Below are 25568 nucleotides of genomic sequence, written 5' to 3' on the forward strand. Positions count from 1 at the left end.
AGCATTGGCGCCACGACTGGCTGCGCGCGCCCCGGGCTCGCTGCCCGAGCGAGAGGACCACGTTGGCGGACCGTAAGGATGCGCGCGCGACGCGGCGCGGAGCGAAGCCCGCACCCCAGAACGTGGTCCAAGCCACCGGCCAGCTTCGGCACTACTCGGGAAAGCGCCCGCACCCGTGGCGGTGGGTGGCGCTGATCGGGTTCGTGATGGTGGTGGCAATCGCGGTGCCCGGGTACCTGTTCGCCAAGGACGCGCTCGCCGCGAAGGACGCGACCGACCGTCTGAAGGCTCAGATAGAGCCTGCGAAGGCGGCCGCCAAGAACCGCGACTCCGCCGCGATCCAGACGGTGCTCGCCAACGTCTCGGCCGACGCGGTCGACTACGCCGACCACACGCAGGGCCCGTTGTGGGACCTCGCCGCGAAGGTCCCATGGGTGAAGGACCAGGTCATCCCGCTGATGGCGCTCGGCGACACGCTCACCGCGCTCAACGACTCGGTGCTCGTGCCGCTCGAGCAGCAGGATCTGTCGATCATCGAGTCCCCGCCGATCGACAACGGCCGCATCGATCCATACATCGCCGAGCCCTTCGTGCCGATCCTCGCTGAGGCGCAGACGGTGATCGAGGACCAGAACGCCAAACTCGCCCAAGTGGACACGAGCAACTCGATCGCGCAGATCGCTGACGGCGTCGCGACCGTCCGCGACGCGTTGGCCGGCGTGCCCGCGACGCTTCAGACCGTCAACGAGATTCTGCCGATGGTGCCGCAGCTGCTCGGCGCGGGCACGACGCGCACCTACGAGGTCATCATCCAGAACAACTCGGAGCCGCGCGCGACCGGAGGCATCCCGGGGTCGGCGATCGACGTGACGGTCGCCGACGGGCAGATCACGATCGGCGACTTCTATTCCGCGGCGGACTTCGGAATCCCGTTCCACAACGTGCCGCTCGGCCAGCCGACGGACGAGGAGCTCGCGCTGTTCGGTTCGACCTTCACGTCCGTGCCGCAGGACTCGACGTACACGCCCGAGTTCCCGCGCAGCGCCGCCCTGATGGCGGACTACTGGGAGCGCCTGGTAGGTGCTCAGCCGTCGGCAGTGATCTCGCTCGACCCGGTCGCGCTCCAATACATCCTCAAGGACGCGCAGCCCGTGACCGTGGGGGATCTCACGGTGGACGGGACGAACCTGGCGAGCGCGCTGCTTGGTGACTTCTACCTGAAGTTCCCTGACCCGGACGTACAGGACCAGGTGTTCGCACAGTTCGCCAAGGGGCTCATCTCCCAGGCGATGCAGGGCAACATCGCGTTCGACGGTGCCGCCCATGCGATCGAAGAGGGACGCATCTTCGCCTGGAGCCCCGACAGCGCGGAGGAGGCGGCGTTCACGACGCTCGGGATCGATGGCGCGTTCCTGGAGAATTCCGATGCGATCGGCATCTTCCAGAACGACACTGCGGGGTCCAAGATCGGCTACTACGTGAACACCACCACCACGGTGGCGGCGACGCAGTGCGCGGCCGGCAGGCCGCAGCAGTACGACGTGACCTACAGCGTGTCGCTCGACTTCGACGGCGATATGAGCGCCCTTCCCACCTACGTGTCCGGCGGCTACTACGACACGCCGCTCGGCCGGTTCTCGTCCTTCATCCTGCTGATCCCGCCATCCGGGGGCACGATCTCCTCGGTCGACATCGATGGCACGCCGGTCGATTTCACCGCTCAGCCCTACGAGGGGCGACAGGTGGTCAAGGTGCGGGTGGAGATCGGCCAGCACGAGACGGCGGCCGTCCATTTCGTCATCGATGGAGACTTCGATCCCGCGACCTCTGTGGTGGTCTCTCCGACGGCGCGCACCAACTTCCTGTCGGATTGGGTGAGCACCGCTGCGATGAACTGCGCGGCATAGCGGCATACCTGCCGCCGTATGCGATGGCCGTTGGTAGACTTCCGGAAGTTGTAGACATCCCAATCATGGGAACGTTGAGGGGACAACGGTCTGAGCGGTGCCGGGGGCAGCGCCGCCGGTGCCCATGCTGTCACCTCGACCTGGGAACGAGGTGACGTGACTGACCCGCTGGGAAACCCCCTCCCGCGAAGCGTGGGCGGCAGGCGCGGCTGGGGCCCGTGGCTCAGGGCGTCGATCGGTGCGACCGATGCCGTGATGCTGTTGATCGCGCTGGGCGTCGCGTATGGCGTGCGGTTCCAGTTCGATGACGAGGTCAACGTCACGGGGCCTTTCCAGCCGTCCTACCTGCTCGTTGTCCCCGCGATCGGGCTGAGCTGGTGGCTTGTGCTGGGCCTCGCACGTTCCCGTGAGCCTGGAGTGCTGGGGCATGGTCCGCAGGAGCTCCAGAGGTTGGTGACCGGGACCGCCCGCACCTTCGCCGTGATCGCCGTCGTCGGCTTCGTCACCCAGTGGCAAGTCTCCCGGATCTTCCTGTTCGTGGCGTTCCCGCTGGGCATCGTGCTTCTGCTGGCTGGCCGGAGCGCGTGGCGCTTCTGGATCATCCGCAGGCGCGACGCGGGAGCTCTGCAGTCCAACGTCCTCATCGTGGGATCCGCGACCAATGTCGAGGCTCTTGAGCGTCGCTTCCGTGCCGCCCGCCGCGCCGGGTTCCGTGTGGTGGGAGTCGCGTCCGTGCCAGGACACGTCGAGGATTGGAGCGACCTGGATGGTCGGATCGTCCGCATAGGCGAACTTGTTGATCCCGTCGCGCAAGCGCGTGCACTGAACGCGGGCGCGATTGTCGTTGCAGGAAACGAGGCGATGTCCTTCCGGGAGAGCCGGCAGCTGGGTTGGGCGCTGGAGGGAAGCGGCATCGAGTTGCTCGTGGCTCCGTCCCTCGTGGATGTTGCCGGGCCTCGCGTTCGAATGGCTCCTGTGGCCGGGCTCCCGCTGCTCTCCGTCAGCTCGCCCACCTTCGTAGGCGCGAAGTACGTCGTCAAGGCGATGCTGGATCGTATTGGCGCGGTGCTGCTTTTGCTGGTGCTCTCCGTGCCCATGATCGCGATTGCGATTGCGGTGCGCGCTACGTCCTCCGGGCCCGCGTTGTTCAAGCAGGAACGTCTGGGCCTCGACATGCGGCCCTTCCAGATGTACAAGTTCCGGTCGATGTTCGTGGACGCGGAGAGCCGGCTGAAGGATCTGCTGGAGAGCACCGATGGCAACGGCAGGCTCTTCAAGATGAAGAACGACCCGCGTGTCACTCCTGTTGGCCGGGTGCTTCGCAGGTTCTCCCTTGATGAGCTGCCTCAGCTGCTCAACGTCCTCAAGGGAGACATGTCGTTGGTCGGTCCGCGACCTCCGTTGGCTCGTGAGGCCCAGCAGTGGGAGGAGAACGTCGAGCGTCGGCAGCTGGTGAAGCCCGGGATGACTGGCCTGTGGCAGGTCTCCGGGAGATCTGATCTGAGCTGGGAAGAGTCAGTGCGGCTCGACCTGTACTACGCGGACAACTGGACGCTGGGGGGAGACGTGCTCATCATTCTGAGGACGATCTACACCGTGCTCAAGCCGCGCGGGGCATATTGAGGGAATGCCAGACAACTCTGAGCTGACGACTCTCGAACGTCCGCGTCGGCAAGCCGTCGACGCGACATGCTGTGAGGCCCCGTATCCTAGATTGCACCGAGGGCATGCAGGCCGCGAAGTTGCTCGCAGTTCGAGAGCGATCGCCGCGGGCGAGCGATTCGGTGTGATCCGCGATTCCTGGTGTCTTCGTGTCAGTCCCGCGCGTCGCATCGAACGCGTCTACTCATGTCGGCCGGCCACATGACGGGGCCTGACCTTGCAAGGAGCATGAACGTGGAGATCGAGCGGACGGCGCCGCGGGTCGCGATTATCGGCACGCGAGGCTACCCGAGCTATTACGGTGGCTTCGAGACCGCTGTCCGATACCTGGTGCCGCATCTCGTCGAGCAGGGGTGGCAAGTCGACGTCTACGGGCGCGACTCAACAACAGCGACGCACTTCGACGGCAAGGTCGTGAGTCGGCGGACGTTCGGGCTTGACTCGAAGGCGCTCAGCACGCCGTCCTTCGGCTTCACGTCATGCGTCGACGCCGCATGGCGTCGACCAGACGTTGCTCTCGTGATGAACGTAGCGAATGGATTCTGGCTACCTTTCCTACGTGCACGGGGCATTCCTACCGTTGTCAACGTCGATGGCATCGAATGGGAGCGAGCCAAGTGGGGCAAGGTTGCGCGTGCAGTCTTCAGGAGCGGGGCGAAGGCCGTTGCCCGTTGGGGTGACGAGCTGGTATTCGACGCCGACGCTATCGGGGACTACTGGCGGTCCACGTTCGACCGCGACGGCACATTCATCCCGTACGGGGGGCCGATGCCGGGTGAGCACCAAGTGGCGCCGCTGGATCTGGCGAGCGGCAAGTACGTACTCTACGTCGCGCGGTTCGTGCCTGAGAACTCGATTCTGGAGTTCATGGACGCCGTGGAACAGTTGCCCTCTGGCATCCCAGTGGTCGTCGTCGGCTCGTCCGGCTATGGCGGCGAAATCGAGGAGAGGGTGGCCCAGGTCGCCAGCAGTCGCCCGTCGGTGACGTGGTTGGGACATGTGAAGGACGACGTGCTGCTTGAGGGCCTGTGGGCTCACGCAGGGGTCTACTTTCACGGGCACTCGGTCGGTGGCACGAACCCTGCGCTCGTCCAGGCGATGTGGGCCGGCGCTCCCACCCTTGCCCGCGACACGGTCTACAACCGCGAAGTACTGGGAGCAGGAGGCTGCTTCGTCGACCCGAGTCCAAACGCCATCGCCTCGATAATCCTCGAGCTGCTCGGTGACGACTCCCGGCGTGCGGCAATGGTAGCGAGCGCGCGCACACGTGCCCACGAGCGGTACTCATGGGCGAGCGTGGTGAGCGCCTACGAACAGCTTCTGCGGAAGCTGCGTGACGCATGAGAGTGGCGATCGACGCGATCTGGTGGCTCGACGGTCCGCCGTCAGGCAGGAACATCGTGCGTGACCTGGCCCGAGCCTGGGTCAACGCGTTCCCGGACGATGAAATCACCCTCTACGTGCAACCGCGTGCCGCAGACTCAGCGCGTAGCGAGCTTCCGTCGGCCCGGATCGTAGAGTCCAGCGCGCAACGGCTGCCGCATGCGCTGCTGGTTCGCGGCATGCGAGCGCTGGGGCGCGACGTCGACGTGGTGATCTCGAACAACTTCGGTATCGGTGCCGTGGACGCTTTCTCGATCGTGATCCTCTACGACACGATCTTTGTTCGTCACCCGGAGTGGTTCTCCGCGAAAGAGCGGCTGTACCTATCCCGGATCCGACGAAGCCTGCGTCACACGGACCGAGTCGTGACGGGTGCGGAGAGCGAGGTCGTAGCGACCTTGGCGGTGTGGCCAGAGCTCGAGCATCGTATGGTCGCGACAGACTATGGCGTGCCGCGCGAGCTTGTGGAGAGCACAGCGCTCCCGGTTCACGGGATAGCGAAGCCGTTCGTGCTCAGCGTTGGACGGTTCAATGTGCGCAAGAACCTCACGCGACTCGTGGAAGCGTTCGGACGGTCTCGGATCGGGGCCACGCACGAACTTGTGATCGTCGGTCCTCGTGACGGCCTGCCTCCGGCGCTGGCGGCAGATCCCAATGTCGAGCGCTCGGTGGTGATGCCTGGCGCCGTAAGCCCCGGCGAGCTCCGTTGGCTCTACGAGAACGCGGCGGCGCTTGCCTTCCCCACCCTCGACGAGGGATACGGACTCCCCATGATCGAGGCAGCGGCCTTCGGGCTTCCTGTGATTGCGAGCGACATACCCGCGTTGCGGGAGGTCGGTGTCTCCGCGCGGAGCTTCGATCCGTTGAGCGTGGACGAGATAGTCGAGGCTCTGAACGGTGTCCCCGAACTCTCGCGAACGTCGGCGTCGGAGCCCCGAGGGTGGGCTCAAGTCGTGGCCAACATTCGTGAGACTGTGGTCGCGGGAGGGTAGAGCGTGGCGAAGAGGATTCGAGCGATTCTGGACGGGATGTACTCCCGGCAGCGCGGATTGGATGCTGGGTTCGACCCGCAACTTACCGACGGCGAGCTGACCGCCTTTGTCGCGCGCAAGATATCCGATCGTGTCCGAGGCGTGTGCAGGGGGCTCCCTGGCACCTTCATACAGCGTCGTGTCGTGGTTCTGGGGCGTTCCCGCCTGACCGTGGGCCGGAGCGTCGCGCTCGCCGACGGCGTCATGATCGACGCGCGGTCCAAGCGTGGGGTGGTGCTTGGCGACTCCGTCACGATCGACCGTTCTGCGATCCTCCGCGGAAGTGGCACCGTCAGGCAGTTCGGCGAGGGAATTCGCGTCGGTGAGCGCACCGCCATCGGTTTTGCAAACCTCTTGCACGGAGGTGGTGGCATCGAGATCGGTCGTGACTGCCTGCTGGGGCCGAACGTGGTCATCATGTCGGAACAGCACCGTTTCGAACGCGGAACCACGATCCGGGAGCAGCCCGGTGCACCGGCGCCTGTGCGGCTCGGCGACGACGTCTGGATCGGCGCGGGAGTCACCATTCTTGCTGGAGTCGCGATCGGCTCACGATCGGTGGTGGGCGCGGGGTCGGTCGTGACGAAGGACATCCCGGAGGATTCAGTGGCGTTCGGGACCCCCGCCCAGGTGGTGCGCAGACGATGAGTGTTCCCGATGTCTCGATTCTCATGGTCACGTACAACTCCGCCGAGGTGCTGCAGCAGTGTCTTGCGAGCCTCGCGGACGCGTTCGAGGGGCACAGTTACGAGGTCATCGTGGCCGACAACGGGTCTGCAGACGGGTCCGTGGCATTGACGAGGGCTGTATGCCCAGACGCGACCGTGATCGCGACCGGAGCCAACCTTGGATTCGCTCGCGCGGTCAACATCGCCGCCGCGCATGCCAAGGGCAGCGCGTTCATGCTGCTGAATCCCGACACGGAGCTCGCCCCACTCGCTGGGGCACGGCTGCTCGCGGCCGTAGACGAGATCGGCGGAGTCGCGGCGCCCCTCTTCGTGCCTGCTCGTGGAGGGCATGGTGTGGTGTCCGCTGGTCGCGCGCCATCCGTTCGCGCAATGGCCTGGCACTTTTCGGGCCTCGCACGGCTGGGCACGTCACTGCGCGGCCACTACGCTTTCGCGCACCAGCTACGGGAGCCCGTGGCGCCAGTCGATTGGGTCTCGGGCGCTTGCATGGTCATGCGGGCGACGATCTGGGATAGCTTGGGTGGTCTTTCTGAGCATTGGTTCATGTATGGCGAGGACATCGACCTATGTCTGCGTGCATGCGACCTAGATGTCCCGGTTGTAGTCGTCACGGACGCCTTGATCGACCACGCGGTCGGCGGGAGCGATGCCACCCAGATGCTCGGAATGAGCCCCACATGGGTGATCAACCTTTACGACGTGTTCAGGTCCACCATGTCGAGGGGGCCGCTTCACTTGTTCGCATGGCGGGTGGTTGTGTCGTCGGGATTCCTCGCGAGGGCCGCGGTGTCCGCCGCGGTGGCAGCAATCCGGCGACAAGACGGCGCGCGACTGCGTAGCGACGCGATGCGGTTTTGGGCGTACGCGAAGGCCATCGCACCGGGTCATCGCGTGGTGCCGGTCACCGGACCACCAACCAGTGGGGCCATTGACGCGGGCGGTCGCTCTTGAGCGCAAACGGCTTGCACACAGGCGCGTGGCATATTCCTGTTGCTCTCGGTTCTGGCCGGTCACGTGTGTATGCCGCGGTAGCTCGCGCGGCCGAGCGTCCCTGGCGGCGGCGCGCGCTGGTGGGCGGGGCCTTGACTGCGTTGGGTCTTTTCGTCGTGCTTGTCGAGGCCGGGGTGGTGCCTTCCATCGCCGCGTTTGCGATGTTGTTGGCTGCCTGGACCGCCGTTCGCGAGTGGCGCTGGCAGGTCTCGGTTGCATCGCTCTGGATGAACGGTGTGCTCCTGGACGTTGGGCCCGCGACATTACGTCTGTCCCAGCTCGGCGCGATCCTCCTTGTCGCCACGGCCCTCTCCTACCCGGGCCGTGGCGAGGCGCCGTGGAGGCGCTCGGTCGGACCTGTAGCGGCTCTGGCGTGCGCCTGGCTGGCGGTTGAACTCATATCGTCGATTGTTCATGCTCCCGCACCTCTTCAAAGTCTCTGGGTTTGGTCGCAGATGCTTGTCGGTGGGTTGGTATTCGTTGGGGTCGCCGAGCTCGACGACGGGCAGAAGAAGCGGATTGCGCGCAGCTCAGTCGTCGCAGGGGCCTCGATCGTGGTGATCGGTCTTGTGTCGGGAGGTGTGGGGCTCCTCCTGGGCAACGATCTTGGGAATGTTCCAGGGTTCTCGTCTGACGGTCGTCTCGTGGGTCTGGCGTTCGAGCCGAACATCATGGCCTCCAGCGAGGTGCTTGCGATCGTCGTCATCCTTTCGGCCAGCCGTTGGTTCGCGAACTGGACTAAGTGGTCTGTTGTTCCGCTTATCGCTGGAGCCGCTTGGTCAGGCACGCGAGCGGCCTGGCTCGCCCTCGGGTGCGTGCTTCTCGTGTGGGCGCTGACGACCCAGCGACACCGACGTCACTTCTGGGCTTTCGTGGTGGCCGCAGTCGCCACAGCGGTCGCGGTGTGGGTCGCGGTCACCGTCGCGTGGTGGAATGCAAGTCCCGAGACCATTCCCTGGAGGTTGGCGCATCTCCTTGACTTTGGTTCCACGACCGCCAGCTACCGGATCCAGATCTATTCAGACGCTCTCTCTGATCTGAGTCACGATGCTGGATGGATTCTGGGGCTCGGCACCAACTCGTACTCGCAGACCCATCTTGTCGACACCACGGGCACCGGCCCGGCGTATCTGAGTTCAGTGCTATTCGCAGTACTGTACGCAGGAGGCATCGCAGGGTTGTCCCTATTCCTAGCGGCGCTCTTTTCGGCGTACTGGCTGTCGAGCGACCGCACGTTCACACTGCTTGTCCTCTGCGGTTTTCTTATTTGCTCGATGGCCACGAACGCGCTCTGGTTTGCGTTCCCATATCTCGCCCTGGCATTGAGCATTCCGCGCGGTAGTCGGGCGCTCGGTCGAGGTCTATTGCCGTATCGACACAGCTGAAGAGAGATGCGCAAGCCAATCGCAACTGCCTTTCCCGGCTGCGAGGACATGGCTGCCGGTGCTCAGAGTACGAGAGTATGCCCGCCCGGGGCAGGCAAGCCAGCGGGACTTGGATCCCTTCGGTTGCGAACTTCTGCACGTGAGCGAGGGATCCGTGCGTGGCGCAAAGGTTGGGCGAGTCATGAGTGTCGCTCGGCGAGAACGCAGTCAGTGGCGTAAGCCGGGGTTGGCCTCCCCGACAAGAACTGCAGTCCGTGAATGGGGAGGTACCTAGCCGTCTATACGTCCGAGTTGGGCTGTCTGCCGAGACTCGCGAGCGGCGCGTGGGTGCCGCGCCGGAGTCGCAACGCGCCCTCCTCTCGAATCAGGCGAACAGACTTTAGGCTCAGCGCTGGCCTCTCAATGAAGTGCCAACTCAGTGCAGCGAGCACCAGCGTTGCGACCAAATCGATCCCGACATATAGGAACCAATTGTTATTGAGGCCTGCTGCGGCCAGTATATTCAGAATGAGCGTTCCGTAGATATAGATTCCATAGGAGTAGTCGTAGCTTGAGTTGATCTGGCGGAACCAATTCGGGAGATTGATTGCGAGCCAGAATGTACAGTACGCCAACGGAACCGGAGCAACTATGTAGAAGAGACCGCCGGCGGAGTCGACGATGAACAACCCTGCTACAAGTGCAGTGACCAAAACTGTCGCAGACATGATGAACACGTGGAGTTTCATCACGATCTGCTCGCGGAGTAAGTAGAATAGTGTGCCCGCAAGAAAGAAAGTGAAGAGTCGGACGCCCGAATTGATAGTTGAGAAGCTTTCACTTCCGCTCGCGCTTATGATATCAAATGTCATCCAAGCCCAACTGCCGAGAAAGAGCGCGAGGACGGGCCATTTCCGAAGTATAGAGAGCGCGCCAAGAGCACCGATTAGCACGTATGCTCTAAGCTCCCAGGGGAGCGTCCAGAGTGAATCGTTGATGCCGGCCAGTGGCGCGTTCTCAAGGACACCTGGAATGAAGCCCTTCACGCCGGTGATGAGTGGGGCGCTCATAGTCATGTACTCCCAGCCGATAACGCTAGCTGACAATGGCGCGACGACAAATCCCGTGACTACCAATACGGTCCAGAACGCGGGATAGATTCGCAGGAAGCGATGCCATGCAAATACCCATACTGAGGAGGTTCGAGCGAAACTCTGCGCAATCAGAAAACCGCTGAGGATGAAGAAAACGTCGACAGAGGTGCGAGCAAGTCCCGCTTGATTATTCGTCCAGACAAGTGTGATATCCCATTCGGAGAAGCCGCCGGCGGGGAATGAGTGACCTATAATCACGGCAGTCGCGGCGACGAGACGGATGAAGCCGATGCTGTTTGACCGAGAGTTCATCTCGCCTAAGCGTGTGCCATTCATGGACAGGACATTAGCATCCGCTCGGAAGGCGTCGGTTGAGTGTGGATGTGGGGCGTAGAGTCCAGCCCGTGTTGCGCGAAACATGCCTCGCCTGCATCAGTCACATCTCAAGTGGCGCGCCGTGACTGGGTCTAATGCCAGTGCGTGTGGCCGCGCGGACCGGCTTGCCGCGCTTCGTCGTTTGGCCCCGGGCCCGGTCTACGTGCGTTGGAGGGCGATTCGCAGGTAGCCGAGCACGGCCCCAACGTCCTTCCGGACGCCAGGGAAGACCGCGGCGCTGAGGAGGCCGCCAGTAATCGCAAAGGCGATGCCGATTGCGAGCGAGGTCACCGGAGTCGCGTTGAAGCTCAAGGCGAAGCGAGCAGCTGCCGCGGCGGGCAGCGCGAAAAGCAGTGCCCCTCGCACGGAGACGCTCATGAGTGAGGCGAGCGGAAAGCTCATCGCCCGAGCCACCGCGGCGGTCGAGAGGGGCCAAAACGCGAGCCAACCTGCAGTGCTTGCGATTGCTACCCCCGATGCGCCCCAGGGGAGGCCCGCGAGCGAAAGCGCCACGATCGCGGGCTGGGCCCAGAGGTTGAGCCTGAAACCTGCACGCGAGTGGCCGCCGCCGATGAACAACCACTGGTTGGTCTGCGCCAGCGCGCGCGCGGCGGCCCCGACAGCGAGGAGCTGGACCAGGACGCCTGCCGTCTCCCACCCGGGGCCGAGCACGACCTCCACGAGCGGCTCGCCGAGCGCCGCAGCGACAAGCAATGCTGTCGACGTGCCGTACGCGGCGATGAGCTGGAAGGCTTGGATGTAATTGAGGAGCCGTGCCGACTCGCCACGGACGCGGGTAAGCACGGGAACCACGACGCGCTGCATCTGGTCTATGGCGAGCGCAACGGGGGTCGCGACCAGCTGCTGTGCGCGGTCGTACTGGCCGACAGCGACAGGGCTCGCGACGAGGCCCAAAGCGGGCACTGTGACCGCGCGAGAAGCTTGGAGCGTCAGGTTCATCCCGAAGATGTGCATGCCGGTGCGCACGACGTCCTTGACCTCAGAGCGCCAGTTGCCTGGTGATCGTGGGATCCAGCGCGCGGCGGCGACGACGATGAGTGCCTGTACCACCGTGGCGGTGAGCAACTGCGCCGTCAGCACAGAGTAGGTTCCCCCTGCCATGGCGACGATCACGGCTACGGCCAGGCCGCACACCTGCCCAAGCACGTCCGCCACCGCGATTGCCCCGAATCGCAAGTCTCGAGAAAGGTGTTGACGGAACTGGATAGTCAACCCCTGAACCACTGGCACGGCTGCGAGGATCCGACACACGGCCGTGAGCTCCGGGGTGTCGTAAAGCGCCGCGAGCCACCCTGCGGACGCGAAGAGGATCAGCCCTGCGGCGAAGCCCAACGCCGCGTTGATGATCAGCAGCGCCGATGCTGCGCCGCTGGAGAGAGTCGTCGCCTGCAACGTTGCCATCGGCAGGCCGAAGAACACGATTGCAGTTGCGAAGGTGACGATGGCGGACACAACGGCAACGGCGCCAAATACATCAGGTGTGAGCAGATGAGCGAGCACCACGAGGCTTGCGAACTGGATCGCAATCAGACCGCCCTGTGAGACGAGTGTGACGAGGCTCCCGCGCGCTCCCGATGCGGAGAGGCTTGGCCCGTCAGCCATTCTGCGCGGCGCCCTCGTTCGGGGTGAGTGACCGTTCCCAGCCGTCGAGTTGTAGACCTGTGACCGTGGCAGTCAGCGCGATGTCCTCAAGGAGCAACTGCCGTACCCCGACGGGCACGTCGGCGAGCTCCAGCTTGCCTGTCGCCGCGCCGTCGGCGCGGTTGAGCTTGTCGAGTTTGCGAGCAGCAGAAGCCCGGACCGTCTCGCTTGGGATTGCCGTGCGGACGAACCGCCTCAGGCGCGTAGCGGAACCTCGATCCCAGATCAGGCGCGCCAGCGCGCCGTTTCGAGCCCGGCCGGCTGGATTCGCCTGGTGCGTGGACGGTGCGCGCACGATGCGTTCCGGATCCTGGAAGATGAAGCGGACGAAGTCCTCGTAGAAGTCCTGGCGCGACTCAGGGGAACCTGTGACGAGGTCCTCGAAGCGGTACACCCGGACGTGAGAGAACAGGGACCGATAGGTGGCGATGTGGCGTGAGTACAGGCTCCGCCAGAGGTAGTCGAGGTGATCGCTGGCGCGCTCGCCGTTCGCCAGGAGCGTGAACTCCGCCTCGAGAGCGTCGGCGAACGGCCGCTGCTCCAGGCCGCGTCTGACGGACATCTGGTACTGCGAGTGGCTCCGGCGAATGGGATCGCGCATCAGGATCACGATCGGGACGTCTCCGACCACCGAGCGGAGGTCTCGTGCCGCCTCAGGTGAGGAGAGATAGTCGGGATCGACCTCGCCGCGGAGCCCGCCGTTTTCGGGGAATTGGCTTGTATACCAGGAGAGACCCTTCTCTCGCAGCGTGGCGTCCGTGAAGAAGTGCGTCTCCTTGATTGCGGGCACCGAAAACGCTGGGTCCGACGCCAGCCACTCATGAAGAGTAGTGGTGCCGGCCTTCTGGGCGCCGACCACGACGAAGGCGGGAACACGGGGACCTTGTGGTGCGGCGTTCACGCGCGCTTCCTCCTAGTAGGTGTGGTCGTATAGGCATTCACTTGAGCGGCTTCCGGCATCGTGGGAGAGGCTCCGAGCGTACTGAGCCATTTTGCCATCCGCGGTACGCACCGTGGTCTCGGGTGCGTCGCGGCGCACCGGACGACTGCCGTCCGCGTGGGTGCGGAACGTCGGACGCTGCGCCACGCCGCCCCCTACACTTGTGGAAGTTCACTGTCAGCCGGACGTCTCTTGCGTGCGCCATCCTGTTGCGTCGCGTGTGTCGTCCGTACGAAAGGAAACCGGTGAAGGGCATCATTCTGGCCGGCGGAACCGGCTCCCGGCTGCACCCCATCACGATGGGTGTGTCCAAGCAGCTGGTCCCGGTATACGACAAGCCGATGGTCTACTACCCGTTGTCCACTCTCATGCTCGCGGGGATCGACGAGATCCTCGTCATCACCACACCGCATGACGCGCCGGGCTTCGAACGTCTGCTGGGCGACGGCAGCCAGTTCGGTGTCTCGATCAGCTACGCACAGCAGCCGTCGCCTGACGGCCTCGCCCAGGCGTTCACCATCGGTGCGGACTTCATCGGTGAGGACAGCGTCGCGCTGGTGCTGGGCGACAACCTGCTCTACGGCCCCGGGCTGGGCAGCCAGCTGCACCGCTTCGACGACCTGTCAGGCGCTGCCGTCTTCGCCTACTGGGTTGCAGACCCCGAGGCGTACGGCGTCGTCGAGTTCGACGCCGACGGCACGGTCCTGTCGCTGGAAGAGAAGCCGGCGGAGCCCAAGAGCAACTACGCGATTCCGGGCCTCTACTTCTACGACAACGACGTGGTGGAGATCGCCCGCAACCTGAAGCCGAGCCCCCGCGGCGAGTATGAGATCACCGACGTCAACCGCGAGTATCTGAGCCGCGGAACGCTGAAGGTGGAGGTCCTTCCTCGCGGCACCGCCTGGCTGGACACGGGCACGTTCGAGCAGATGGCAGATGCCGGCGAGTTCGTGCGCACCATGGAGCACCGCACCGGGCTGAAGATCGGTGCTCCGGAGGAGGTGGCGTGGCGTCGGGGCTTCCTGTCCGACGCGGAGCTGCTGGAGCGGGGCGAGGCGCTCGCGAAGTCCGGTTACGGCCTGTACCTGATCGATCTTGTGAAGCGAGGCAAGTGATGTCCCACCTTCTTGTCACCGGAGGCGCGGGCTTCATCGGCTCGAACTTCGTCCACCACGTCCTGGCCACGACCGATCACACGGTCACGGTCCTCGATGCGTTGACGTACGCGGGCAACCGCGCGTCGCTGGACGGTCTTCCAGCCGACCGCTTCACGTTCGTCAAGGGCGACATCACGGATGTCGCCGTGGTCGACGCCCTGGTCAAGGACGCGGACGCCGTCGTCCACTACGCGGCGGAGAGCCACAACGACAACTCGTTGGACAACCCGTTCCCGTTCGTCCACACGAACCTGATCGGCACCTACACACTGCTCGAGGCAGTGCGCAAGCACGGCAAGCGCTACCACCACATCTCCACGGACGAGGTGTACGGCGACCTGGAGCTGGACGACCCGGCCAAGTTCACCGAGACGACGCCGTACAACCCGTCGTCCCCGTACTCGTCGACCAAGGCGGGATCGGACCTGCTGGTACGCGCCTGGGTGCGTTCCTTCGGTGTGCAGGCCACCATCTCGAACTGCTCGAACAACTACGGCCCGTACCAGCACGTGGAGAAGTTCATCCCGCGCCAGATCACCAACGTGATCCGCGGCATCCGACCCAAGCTGTACGGCGCGGGCGAGAACGTGCGCGACTGGATCCACGCCGACGACCACTCCTCGGCCGTGCTGACCATCCTGGAGAAGGGCACGATCGGCGAGACCTACCTGATCGGCGCCGACGGCGAGAAGAACAACAAGGACGTCGTCGAGCTCATCCTCACGCTGATGGGCCAGCCCGCCGACGCATACGACCACGTCACGGACCGCCCCGGCCACGACATGCGGTACGCGATCGACTCCACGCGCCTGCGCACGGAGCTCGGGTGGGCGCCGTCGTTCCAGGACTTCGAGTCCGGCATGAAGGCGACGATCGACTGGTACCGAGCCCACGAGGCATGGTGGGCGCCGGCGAAGGACAAGACCGAGGCGTTCTACGCCTCGAAGGGACAGTGAACGTGGCCGACGGCCCCAAGCAGCTCACGTCGACCGAGACCGCCATCCCCGGTCTTACCCTGTGGGACCTGCCGGTCCACGGCGACTCCCGCGGCTGGTTCAAGGAGAACTGGCAGCGGGAGAAGATGACTGCGCTTGGACTGCCCGACTTCGGCCCCGTGCAGAACAACATCTCGTTCAACGCGACCGTCGGCACCACGCGAGGCATCCACGCGGAGCCCTGGGACAAGTGGGTGTCGGTGGCCACGGGCCGCATCTTCGGGGCCTGGGTGGACCTGCGCGAGGGACCGACCTTCGGCGCGGTGGTGACCGCTGAGATCGACCCCTCGCGGGCAGTGTTCGTGCCCCGCGGCGTAGGCAACGCCTTCCAGACGCTCGAGGAGGGCACCGCCTACTCGTACCTGGTGAACGCGCACTGGTCGCCCGACGCAGAGTATGCACTGCTCAACTTGGCCGACGAGACGGTCGCCGTGCCATGGCCGATCCCGCTGGACCAGGCTGAGGTCTCCGACAAGGACAAGGGCCACCCGCCCTTGGACGCGATCACGCCGGTTCGCCAGCGTCGCACCGTCATCATCGGCTCGAAGGGGCAACTCGGCCGTGCTCTGGAGGCGGAGCTCGCGCACGACCACGTCCTGGACCTCGTGGACCGTGAGGAGCTGGACATCAGCTCGCCGACGCTCGCGACGGACTACCCGTGGCACGAGGTGAACGTGATCCTCAACGCGGCCGCTTACACCGCGGTCGACGTCGCGGAGACGCCCGAGGGCCGTGCCGACGCGTGGGCCGCGAACGCCTCAGCGCCGGCAGCGCTCGCGCGGATCGCCGCGGAGCATCGCATCACCCTGGTGCACGTGTCCTCCGACTATGTGTTCGACGGCTCGTCGACCATGCCGTACACCGAGGGCGAGCCGTTCGCGCCGCTAGGCGTGTACGGGCAGTCCAAGGCGGCAGGGGACATCGCCGTGGCCGGCGCGCCCAAGCACTACATCGTGCGCACCAGCTGGGTGATCGGCGACGGGAAGAACTTCGTCAGGACGATGGCAGGGCTGGCCGGTCGGGGCGTCGCGCCGAGCGTGGTGGACGACCAGGTGGGACGCCTCACCTTCACCGCTGACCTGGCACGGGGCATCCGGCACCTGGTCGAGACGGCAGCGCCGTACGGCACCTACAACCTCACGGGATCGGGAGAGCCGGCGTCCTGGGCGACGGTCGCGAGCGAGGTCTACGACCTTGTCGCTGCCGGCTCAGTCCCCGGCGTCACCGCGGTCGACGGGATCGCAGGCTCGTCGGTGACGCCGGTGTCCACCGCGGAGTACTTCGCGAGCGCGACGGTTCCGGTGGCTCCGCGCCCCGCCAACAGTGTGCTCGACATGGCCAAGATCGAGGCGACAGGGTTCATCGCGCGCGACTGGCGGGAGTCGCTCGAGGAGTACCTCCACCAGTCCCGGTAGGCATGACCAAGCGGGCGGGCAGGTTCCTACATGCCTGGCCGATATGCTCGTCCCCGCGTAACCTTGCGGAAGTTCATTGAGGAGTTTTTTGACATGTCTGGGGCGAGCAAGTCAGCGCTTGTGACTGGAATCACCGGCCAGGACGGCGGGCACATCGCGGAGCTGCTGCACGAGCAGGGCTATGAGGTCTTCGGCCTGATCCGTGGCCAGAGCAACCCGCGCAAGGCCGCGGTGGAGGCCGACCTGCCGTTCGTGAAGCTCATCGAGGGCGACCTCACCGATCCGGCGGCACTCGTCCACGCGGTCGACACGTCGGACCCGGACGAGGTCTACAACCTCGGCGCGATCAGCCACGTCGGCTACTCCTTCAAGAACCCTTCCCTCACTGCAGAGGTCACCGGAAAGGGCGTGCTGAACCTGCTCGAGGCGGTGCGTCTCACGGGTCGCGCCGAGAAGACGAAGTTCTACCAGGCATCGACGTCCGAGATGTTCGGCGGGCTCGACTACAACCGTCCGGGATCCGGCTACAACGAGGATTCGCTCTTCCACCCGCGAAGCCCGTACGGGGTCGCCAAGCTGTACGGCCACTGGATAGCCAAGAACTACCGCGAGAGCTACGGCATGTTCGTCGCCTGCGGCATCCTCTTCAATCACGAAGGTGAGCGGCGCGGCATCGAGTTCGTGACCCGAAAGATCACCGACGCCGTCGCCCGCATCCACCTGGGCCTGCAGGACAAGATCGAGCTGGGCGATCTGTGGCCCAAGCGCGACTGGGGTTACGCCGGCGACTACGTGCGTGGCATGTGGCAGATGCTCCAGCACCCTGAGCCCGACGACTTCGTGCTCGCCACAGGCGAGACCCACTCGATCGAGGACTTCCTGACAGAGGCATTCGCCGCAGTGGGCATCGACGACTGGCACCCGTACGTGGTTCAGAACCCTGCGTTCATGCGCCCCGCGGAGGTGGACATCCTGCTGGGCGACCCGGCCAAGGCCGAGCAGACCCTCGGCTGGCACCGTGACGTCGACTTCGCTGGTCTCGTGAAGCGGATGATCGACCACGACATCGCGCTCCAGCGCAAGAACCTGCCCGCCTGATGCGCTCGGCCTTGCGATCCGTCCTTGTCACAGGCATCGACGGTTTCGTGGGCCGGCACGTGGCCGCGCTCGCGTACGAGGCAGGCGTGGCGGTGCATGGCGTGGGACGCTCCGGCGCGCTCGCGCCTGACGTCGCCGCGCACGTCCACACGTACGTGCAGGCTGACCTCACAGAAGGTTGGCCAGCGCTCCCGGCGGTCGACGCGGTCATCCATCTGGCAGGGCTCGCCGCCGTCGGGCCGTCGTTCGAGAGGCCGCAGCTCTACATCGAGGCGAACTCGCGCATCGTGACTCACATGGCCGAGGCGCTCCTGGCTGCCGACTACCGCGGGACGCTCGTCGCAGTGTCGTCAGGTGCCGTGTACGGCAGCACCCGCGAGCCGCTCACCGAGGACTCCCCGGTAGGAATCTCTTCCCCTTATGCGGTCAGCAAGCTCCTGGTAGAGAACCAGATGACCTACTATCGGCATCGGGGACTTCGTACGGTCGTCGCGAGACCGTTCAACCACGTCGGCCCTGGCCAGCGGCAAGGCTTCCTGGTGCCCGACCTGTACGCGCGGTTGGCACTGCTCCCCGAAGGCGAGCCGCTGTCGGTCGGCAACCTGTCGACGCGACGCGACTACCTGGACGTGCGAGACGTCGCGCGCGCATACCTCGTTCTCGCTCAGGCGGAGTCCTGGACGCATGGTGTCTACAACGTCGCGTCCGGCCGGTCGCGGTCCGGGTACGAGATGCTTGCGGCAATAGCTGGAGCGATGGGTCGCGACGTGCCGGAGCTCGTCACCGATTCGCACATCCTTCGTCCGACCGACGTCGACGAGGTGATCGGCTCCGCAGACCGTCTGAGAGACGAGCTCGCATGGGCTCCCCAGCATTCGCTCGAGCAGTCGATCGCCGACTTCGTCGCTGACGCGCGATCACGGTCCTAGGCTGCTCCGCTCGAGGTGGCGGGCGCGACAGGCTGTGCGCTGCGGTCGACAGGTGGTGTGATCTGGATCGCATCCGACTACCACGATCCGCCGATCGCCGTATATAGTGAACACAGCGTCCCGCTCATGACAACGTCGACTGACAGCGTTCATGGCGGGACTTTCGCATTGTCCCAACGTGGGGCCACCGGGGAACCGGACTCCACGTCCTCCCCGGTTCCGATCAAGGAGCAGAGGAAGAACAATGTTCGAGACCATCACCTCCGCGTTCTCTCGCAAGAGCGCCGGCGCCAACTACGCCAACCTCCCCGCCAGCGTCCGCGACGAGATCATCGACGCGATGAGCGCCACCTCCAAGACGGACATCCGCTGATCATGTCCGCCAATGCGCGCCTCGGATCCTGCCGGGGCATGGACCTCGGCGGCTCGGTCCTGCCGATCCCCGGCGGTGCGCGTCAGGGTTGCACCGCCTCCCCCGCCCGCGCGGCCGGCACGGTACGCCACCGCTAACCCTCCCCGCTGAGCACTGCTCAGCCCGTGTGCGAGCCCCGTCGAGAGACCTCTCGGCGGGGCTTCTTCACGTCCTGCTACACCCGGGCCTGCACGCGGCGCAGCAGAACCTCCACAGCATCGTTCAGGCCGGTCGAGTCCACCAGGAAGCCGTCATGGCCGATGTCCGAGTGCAGCACCGTCACCTCCACCGCCCCTGGCAGGGCCGCCGCGAGACGCTCGGAGTTGGACAGCGGGTAGAGGCGATCGGAGTCGATCGCGATCACGAGCGCGTCGCCCACGAACCCCGCAAGCGCGGCAGCGAGCCCGCCGCGGCCGCGCCCCACGTCATGCGTGTTCACCGCGTGGATCATGCGCAGGTACGAGTTCGCGTCGAATCGCCGCGCGAGCTTGTCGGCATGATGGTCCAGGTACGACTCGACGGCGAACATGCCGTCCGGTGCGAGCGGATCGCCGATCTGGGCGCGCCGGCCGAACCGGGCGTCGAGCTCCTGCTCCGACCGGTACGTCGTATGCGCGATCGCGCGGGCGATCCCCAGGCCCAGGTACGGGCCGGCGCCGTCCGCCGCACCGTAGTAGTCGCCTCCCCGGAACGCAGGGTCCAGACGGATCGCTGCGGTCTGCGCCGCGTTCCACGCGATCTGCTCGGCTGTCGTCTCCGCCGTCGTGCCCACCGCGCCGATCGCGCGCACGCGCTCCGGGAACGTCGCAGCCCACTCGACGGCGCGCATGCCGCCCATCGATGGGCCGATCACGAGCGCCCAGCTGTCCACGCCCAGGTGGTCGGCCAGGTGAGCCTCCGCCTGCACCATGTCGCGAAGCGTCAGCCAAGGGAACCGTGAGCCCCACGGGAGCCCGTCGACCGGGTGAGGATGCGCCGGGCCGGTCGTGCCCTGGCACCCCCCGACCACATTCGCGCACACCACGAAGTAACGGTCCGTGTCGATCGGCCTGCCCGGGCCCACAAGCCCGTTCCACCAGCCGCCGGTCAGGTGCCCGTCACCGGCGGCGCCCGACACATGCGAGTCGCCGGTGAACGCATGCGCCACGTAGACGGCGTTGTCGCGAGCCTCGTTGAGCTGGCCCCACGTCTCGTAGGCGAGCGTCACATCGATCCAGCCCAGCGGGTCGGACTCCAGCGGCAGCCCCTCGATCGCGAGGAACTGCCGCCGGCCCGGCTCGTCGCCAGGAAGCCACGCCGCCGAGGCGGGGAGGGGCCGCAGCCCCTCCTCCACCCCCGCGTCAGGCACCCATGACGAGTAGTCGTCATCCATCAGACGGTCACCGTATGCGCGCCGTCGGCAGCCTCCGCGGCCTCGCGCACGGCGGCCGCTGCCGCGAAGCCCGTCTCCAGGTCCGCCAGGATGTCCTGGATACCCTCGATGCCCACCGACAACCGCACCAGACCAGGGGTGACGCCGGCCGTGAGCTGCTCGTCGGCCGTGAGCTGGGAGTGCGTCGTCGTGGCAGGGTGGATGGCAAGCGAACGCACGTCGCCGATGTTCGCCACCAAGGAGTGCAGCTGCAGCGCGTCCACGAACGCCTGACCCGCCTCCTTGCCTCCCGCGATCTCGAACGCGAGCACGGAGCCCCCGCCCTTCGGTGCGTACTTGAGCTGAAGGTGGTGCCACGCGGAGGTGGGCAGGCCCGAGTAGGCGACGGTCTCCACGTCGTCCCTGTCCGCAAGGAACTCCGCGACGGCCCTCGCGTTCTCCACGTGACGCTCCACACGCAACGACAGCGTCTCGATGCCCTGCGCGATGAGGAACGCGTTGAACGGCGAGATCGCCGCGCCCGTGTCGCGCAGCAGGGTCACGCGCGCCTTCAGGATGAACGCCAGGTTCGCGCCGAACGCCGAGCCGACGCCCAGGTCACGGGCGTACACGAGGCCGTGGTAGCTCGGGTCCGGGGTGTTGTAGTTGGGGAAGCGGTCCTTGTCCTGCCCGAAGTCGAACGAACCGCCGTCCACGATCACGCCGCCGATCGCCGTGCCGTGGCCGCCCAGGTACTTGGTGGCGGAATGCGTGACGATGTCCGCGCCCCACTTGAGCGGCTGGATCAGGTACGGCGAGGCGACCGTGTTGTCCACGATGAGCGGCACGCCCACCTCGTGCGCGATGCCCGCCACCGTCTCGATGTCCAGCAGGTCCTGCTTGGGGTTGGAGATCGACTCGCCGAAGAACGCCTTCGTGTTCGGGCGGACCGCGTCACGCCACGACTGCGGGTCGTCCGGGTCCTCCACGAACGTCACCTCGATGCCCCACTTGGGCAGCGTGTAGTGGAACAGGTTGTAGGTGCCGCCGTACAGGCTGGGGGAGGAGACGATGTGGTCGCCCGCCTCCGCGATGTTCTGGATGGCCAGCGTGTTCGCCGCGCTGCCCGATGCCACGAGCAGCGCGCCAACGCCGCCCTCAAGCGCCGCCACGCGGTCCTCGACCGCCTGCTGGGTGGGGTTTCCGATGCGCGTGTAGATGGGGCCCAGCTCCGCGAGCGCGAAGCGGTTGGCGGCCTGCGTCGTGTCATCGAACACGTACGCGGTGGTCTGGTAGATCGGCAGCGCGCGCGAGCCGGTCTCGGAGTCGGGCGCCTGGCCGGCGTGGATCTGCTTGGTCTCGAAGGCCCAGCTGTCGGTGTTCGGTGCGTCGTTCGTCATGTCAATGCTCCAGTGGTTGATGTCCGGGGTGGGGGAGTGGATCTGATGCAGGGGGCTGATCCGCACCGCCGGGCCACCGTCGCCGACCGTCGGGCGTGCAAGCGCGCCGACCGTCCGCAACCCCCAGGGGCGCGGTGCGACACGTGGGCTCTCGCGCCCTTCAGGGAGTCTGTGCTCGCCGATCCTCTGCAAGCCTCAAGGCCTTGCGGGACTCAGTCGCGAGCGGCGCCCGTCTGGGCGCACGCCGAACGTGCGCGGGTCAGCGGCACATTCGACGGAACATGTGGCACAGGTTAGGGCACGCACACGCCAGCGCGCAAGATGCCACTTTCACGCTCCCGGTCCGCCAGCCGATGTCGCTTTCCTCACATTCGCCGTGAAAGCGCGGACTTGAGCGGGAGTGGGAAGAACCACATCTCGTTGAACTTGGGCGCGTCACCCCGTGACGATGGCGTCGCCGGTGGGATCAGCCGCCGGCCCGCACGCGCCCGGCTCGGCGCATCCGCTGAGGGAACAATGCTCGTCCGCTCCCGGTCACGTGCCCTGCTCGCCGTCCTCGTCACGGTCGTCACGATGGGCCTCGCCCTCGCTCAGTCTCCGGTCGCGCATGCCGCGACCACGTGGGACGACCCCGCCCAGCGCATCGTCGACCTCACCAACCAGGAGCGCGCGTCCTACAACGGCGCCGCAGCGCTGACGCGATCCGCGTCGCTCGACGCCGTCGCGCAGGGCTGGGCCGAGCAGCTGGCGGCGAACTACGCCGCCGCGCTCGCGAAGGACCCGACCGCAGGCGTCCCCCTCAGCCACAATCCCAACACCGGTACCCAGATCCCGAGCGGCTGGTCCGCCTGGGGTGAGAACGTCGCGTGGAACAAGTACTACAGCGACCCCGTGACGCAGCTGGCGAACCAGTGGATCGCATCGTCCGGTCACCACGCGAACATGGTGAGCAAGTCCTACAACTACATCGGCGTCGGCTACTACAAGGACAAGTACGGCGTCTCGTGGGGAGTGCAGGTCTTCGGCGGCTACTCGAGCAGCCCGGATCCGTCGACGTCGACCTCGAAGACGGTGACCACGACCAGCGTCGCCTCGGACAGCGGGGACAGCCTCACCGTGCGTCGTAGCAGCACCTACTACATCAAGAACGAGCTGAGCGGCGGCGAGGCCGACGAGGTCGTCACCTACGGCCGCGCCGGCGACACCGTCCTCGTGGGCGACTGGGACGGCGACGGCGTCGACACGCTCATGGTCCGCAGGGGCAACACCTTCTACGTCAAGAACTCCCTGTCCGGCGGGAACGCGGACAAGGTCTTCGTGTACGGCCGCGCTGGCGACGTGGTGCTCGTGGGCGACTGGAACGGCGACGGCATCGACACCCTCGCGGTGCGCAGGGGCAACACCTACTACCTCAGGAACTCCCTGTCCGGCGGCGACGCCGACACGGTGCTGAGGTACGGACGATCCACGGACACCGTCCTCGTGGGCGACTGGAACGGAAATGGGCGCGACACCCTGATGGTCCGCCGCGGGAGCACCTACTACGTGAGCAACGACCTCTCAGGCGGCAACGCCGACGCGGTCGTCACGTACGGCCGCTCCACCGACACCGTGCTGCCCGGCGACTGGGACGGCGACGGCGTCGACACCCTCACCGTCCGCCGAGGATCCACCTACTACATCAAGAACGAGCTGGCCGGTGGTGATGCCGACGGCGTGCTGACGTACGGCCGGTCGAACGACGTGGTGCTCCCGGGCAACTGGGACGGCGAGTAGGGCCAGCGCTCAGCGCACATGGGGCCGTTGAGGGGCCTCGTGTGCGCTGAGCTGTCCCGGTGCCACGACAGAGCTCCGTTGTCCGCGGCGAGCAGCGACACGCTAGCGTGATAGGTGACCAGAGGCTGCGCGGAACGACAGAAGCGCCACTGCTCACCGGCGGCCGCTCGCCTAGGTTCAAGGCGACGCAACCACGCCGCCAAGGAGGACCCCGTGAGCACCGACACCACCGCCATCGACCAGCAGGTGCTGGGCCACTGGATCTCAGGCGCTGAGGCCGCCGGCATCGGCAGCCGCACCGCGCCCGTCTACGACCCCGCGCTCGGCGTGGTCACCAAGCAGGTGGCGCTCGCGTCCCAGGACGACGTCGACGCCGCCGTGGCATCGGCCAAGGCCGCCTTCCCCGCGTGGGCAGAGACCCCGCTGGCCCGCCGCACCGCGATCCTGTTCCGCTTCCGTGAGCTCCTCAACGAGCGCAAGGGCGAGCTCGCCGAGATCATCACCGCCGAGCACGGCAAGGTCCTGGACGACGCCCTGGGCGAGATCGCGCGCGGTCAGGAGGTCGTCGAGTTCGCGTGCGGGCTCGGCCAGCACCTCAAGGGCGACCACTCGTCGCAGGTGTCCACCGGGGTGGACGTCCACTCCGTCCCCTCGCCGCTGGGCGTCGTCGGCATCATCTCGCCGTTCAACTTCCCCGCCATGGTCCCGATGTGGTTCTTCCCCATCGCGATCGCCGCCGGGAACGCCGTGATCCTCAAGCCCTCGGAGAAGGATCCGTCCGCCGCCAACTGGCTCGCCGCGCTGTGGCAGGAGGCCGGCCTCCCCGACGGCATCTTCACCGTGCTCCACGGAGACAAGGTCGCCGTCGACGGGCTGCTCACCCACCCCGACGTCGAGGCCATCTCCTTCGTCGGCTCCACCCCCATCGCCAAGTACGTGTACGAGACGGGCACCGCGCACGGCAAGCGGGTGCAGGCGCTCGGCGGCGCCAAGAACCACATGCTCGTGCTTCCCGACGCGGACCTGGACCTGGTGGCCGACTCCGCCATCAACGCCGGCTTCGGGTCCGCAGGCGAGCGCTGCATGGCGATCTCCGTGATCGTCGCCGTCGGTGACGTGGCCGACTCGCTCCTGCCCAAGATCACCGAGCGCATGGCCGGCCTGCGTGTCGGAGACGGACGACGCGGCTGCGACATGGGCCCGCTCGTCACCCAGCAGCACCGCGACAAGGTCGCCGGGTACATCGACACCGCCATCGCCGACGGCGCCTCCGTGGTCGTCGACGGCCGCGGCATCGAGGTCGACGGCGCCGCCGACGGCTTCTGGCTGGGCCCCACGCTCATCGACAGGGTGCCCACCACGTCGGCCGTGTACCGGGAGGAGATCTTCGGACCGGTGCTGAGCATCGTGCGGGTGGACACGTTCGACGACGGCGTGGAGCTGATCAACACGGGCGCGTTCGGCAACGGCACCGCGATCTTCACGAACGACGGTGGCGCCGCCCGCCGCTTCCAGCGTGACATCCAGGTGGGCATGGTCGGCGTCAACGTGCCGATCCCCGTGCCCGTCGCCACGTTCTCGTTCGGCGGCTGGAAGGCCTCGCTGTTCGGCGACTCGCGTGCGCACGGCGCCGAGGGGGTCCGCTTCTTCACCCGCCTCAAGGTCATCACGACCCGGTGGCTCGACCCGTCGCACGGCGGCATCAACCTGGGCTTCCCGACGACGGACTGACAAAGGGGGTCGTTCCCGACGGCGTCCGGACTTCCCGCAGGGCGCCCGGCGAGGATCGTGCGGCGGCGGGGTCGGTGACTGTGGCGGGTGAGTCAGTGTCGGTTCTGCGGGGTCGGTGACTGTGGCGGGTGAGTCAGTGTCGCTGCGGTGAGCCGGGACCGCGCGGGGCGTCCGGAGGAGGTCCTGCCGGGCGTCGAAGGCTCGCGT

At 66.3% G+C, this 25568-nt stretch carries 20 protein-coding genes; 15 read left to right on the forward strand and 5 right to left on the reverse strand.

Features of this window, described 5'->3' with window-relative positions; translation table 11 throughout:
• The first annotated feature begins 62 nt into the window (after positions 1-62).
• The 7 genes from RN607_RS01990 (at position 63) to RN607_RS02020 (ending at position 9047) form a co-directional block, all read left to right on the forward strand.
• A complete protein-coding gene (locus tag RN607_RS01990; protein ID WP_313543972.1) occupies positions 63-1907 on the forward strand; it encodes a DUF4012 domain-containing protein in 1845 nt (614 codons plus the stop codon).
• A 156-nt stretch (positions 1908-2063) separates the two neighbouring features.
• Positions 2064-3530 (forward strand): sugar transferase, encoded by a 1467-nt coding sequence (locus tag RN607_RS01995; RefSeq protein ID WP_313543974.1) that lies wholly within the window; start codon positions 2064-2066, stop codon positions 3528-3530.
• Positions 3531-3797: 267 nt separating this feature from the next.
• Entirely contained in the window at positions 3798-4913 is a 1116-nt protein-coding gene (locus tag RN607_RS02000) for a DUF1972 domain-containing protein (protein ID WP_313543977.1), read from the forward strand.
• The gene (locus RN607_RS02005) at positions 4910-5944 is read left to right on the forward strand and encodes a glycosyltransferase family 4 protein (RefSeq protein ID WP_313543979.1); all 1035 of its coding nucleotides are present in this window, start codon (positions 4910-4912) and stop codon (positions 5942-5944) included. Before RN607_RS02000 ends, RN607_RS02005 begins: the two co-directional genes overlap by 4 nt.
• A gap of 183 nt (positions 5945-6127) precedes the next feature.
• A complete protein-coding gene (locus RN607_RS02010; protein WP_313543981.1) occupies positions 6128-6631 on the forward strand; it encodes an acyltransferase in 504 nt (167 codons plus the stop codon).
• A complete protein-coding gene (locus RN607_RS02015) occupies positions 6628-7623 on the forward strand; it encodes a glycosyltransferase family 2 protein (RefSeq protein WP_313543983.1) in 996 nt (331 codons plus the stop codon). The genes RN607_RS02010 and RN607_RS02015 overlap by 4 nt, the downstream gene beginning before the upstream one ends.
• Before the next feature lie 155 nt (positions 7624-7778).
• The gene (locus RN607_RS02020) at positions 7779-9047 is read left to right on the forward strand and encodes an O-antigen ligase family protein (protein WP_313543985.1); all 1269 of its coding nucleotides are present in this window, start codon (positions 7779-7781) and stop codon (positions 9045-9047) included.
• A gap of 278 nt (positions 9048-9325) precedes the next feature.
• Here RN607_RS02020 and RN607_RS02025 read toward each other — a convergent pair whose 3' ends face one another.
• The 3 genes from RN607_RS02025 to RN607_RS02035 form a co-directional block, all read right to left on the reverse strand.
• Positions 9326-10456 carry an acyltransferase family protein gene (locus RN607_RS02025; RefSeq protein WP_313543987.1) on the reverse strand — a complete coding sequence of 377 codons (1131 nt, stop codon included), beginning with the start codon at positions 10454-10456 and terminating at the stop codon, positions 9326-9328.
• A 198-nt stretch (positions 10457-10654) separates the two neighbouring features.
• The gene (locus tag RN607_RS02030; RefSeq protein WP_313543989.1) at positions 10655-12118 is read right to left on the reverse strand and encodes an oligosaccharide flippase family protein; all 1464 of its coding nucleotides are present in this window, start codon (positions 12116-12118) and stop codon (positions 10655-10657) included.
• On the reverse strand, positions 12111-13058 hold the full coding sequence (locus RN607_RS02035; protein ID WP_313543992.1) for a sulfotransferase family protein: 948 nt from the start codon (positions 13056-13058) through the stop codon (positions 12111-12113). Before RN607_RS02035 ends, RN607_RS02030 begins: the two co-directional genes overlap by 8 nt.
• 284 nt (positions 13059-13342) lie before the next feature.
• Here RN607_RS02035 and rfbA point away from each other — a divergent pair, with 284 nt between their 5' ends.
• The 6 genes from rfbA to RN607_RS02065 all read left to right on the forward strand — a co-directional run bounded on the left by rfbA (position 13343) and on the right by RN607_RS02065 (position 19064).
• Complete coding sequence (rfbA, locus tag RN607_RS02040; RefSeq protein WP_313543994.1) at positions 13343-14212, forward strand: glucose-1-phosphate thymidylyltransferase RfbA; 870 nt, start codon at positions 13343-13345, stop codon at positions 14210-14212.
• On the forward strand, positions 14212-15210 hold the full coding sequence (gene rfbB, locus RN607_RS02045) for a dTDP-glucose 4,6-dehydratase (RefSeq protein ID WP_313499368.1): 999 nt from the start codon (positions 14212-14214) through the stop codon (positions 15208-15210). Before rfbA ends, rfbB begins: the two co-directional genes overlap by 1 nt.
• Entirely contained in the window at positions 15207-16664 is a 1458-nt protein-coding gene (gene rfbD, locus RN607_RS02050; protein WP_376784211.1) for a dTDP-4-dehydrorhamnose reductase, read from the forward strand. The genes rfbB and rfbD overlap by 4 nt, the downstream gene beginning before the upstream one ends.
• Positions 16665-16757: 93 nt before the next feature.
• The gene (locus RN607_RS02055; RefSeq protein WP_313543998.1) at positions 16758-17762 is read left to right on the forward strand and encodes a GDP-mannose 4,6-dehydratase; all 1005 of its coding nucleotides are present in this window, start codon (positions 16758-16760) and stop codon (positions 17760-17762) included.
• 11 nt (positions 17763-17773) lie between these two features.
• A complete protein-coding gene (locus RN607_RS02060; RefSeq protein WP_313544000.1) occupies positions 17774-18691 on the forward strand; it encodes an NAD-dependent epimerase/dehydratase family protein in 918 nt (305 codons plus the stop codon).
• A gap of 244 nt (positions 18692-18935) precedes the next feature.
• A complete protein-coding gene (locus tag RN607_RS02065) occupies positions 18936-19064 on the forward strand; it encodes a hypothetical protein (protein WP_313499376.1) in 129 nt (42 codons plus the stop codon).
• A gap of 214 nt (positions 19065-19278) precedes the next feature.
• Here RN607_RS02065 and metX read toward each other — a convergent pair whose 3' ends face one another.
• Positions 19279-20475 carry a homoserine O-acetyltransferase MetX gene (gene metX / locus RN607_RS02070; protein WP_313544002.1) on the reverse strand — a complete coding sequence of 399 codons (1197 nt, stop codon included), beginning with the start codon at positions 20473-20475 and terminating at the stop codon, positions 19279-19281.
• The gene (locus RN607_RS02075) at positions 20475-21854 is read right to left on the reverse strand and encodes a bifunctional o-acetylhomoserine/o-acetylserine sulfhydrylase (RefSeq protein WP_313544004.1); all 1380 of its coding nucleotides are present in this window, start codon (positions 21852-21854) and stop codon (positions 20475-20477) included. The genes metX and RN607_RS02075 overlap by 1 nt, the downstream gene beginning before the upstream one ends.
• Positions 21855-22370: 516 nt before the next feature.
• On the opposite strand from RN607_RS02075, the gene RN607_RS02080 reads away from it, so the two are divergent.
• Together RN607_RS02080 and RN607_RS02085 are read left to right on the forward strand one after the other, a co-directional pair.
• Complete coding sequence (locus tag RN607_RS02080; RefSeq protein ID WP_313544007.1) at positions 22371-23630, forward strand: CAP domain-containing protein; 1260 nt, start codon at positions 22371-22373, stop codon at positions 23628-23630.
• A gap of 213 nt (positions 23631-23843) precedes the next feature.
• A complete protein-coding gene (locus tag RN607_RS02085; RefSeq protein ID WP_376784213.1) occupies positions 23844-25361 on the forward strand; it encodes a CoA-acylating methylmalonate-semialdehyde dehydrogenase in 1518 nt (505 codons plus the stop codon).
• The last annotated feature ends 207 nt before the right edge of the window (positions 25362-25568 follow it).

The organism is Demequina capsici (genome assembly GCF_032102965.1).
GTDB lineage: Bacteria > Actinomycetota > Actinomycetes > Actinomycetales > Demequinaceae > Demequina > Demequina capsici.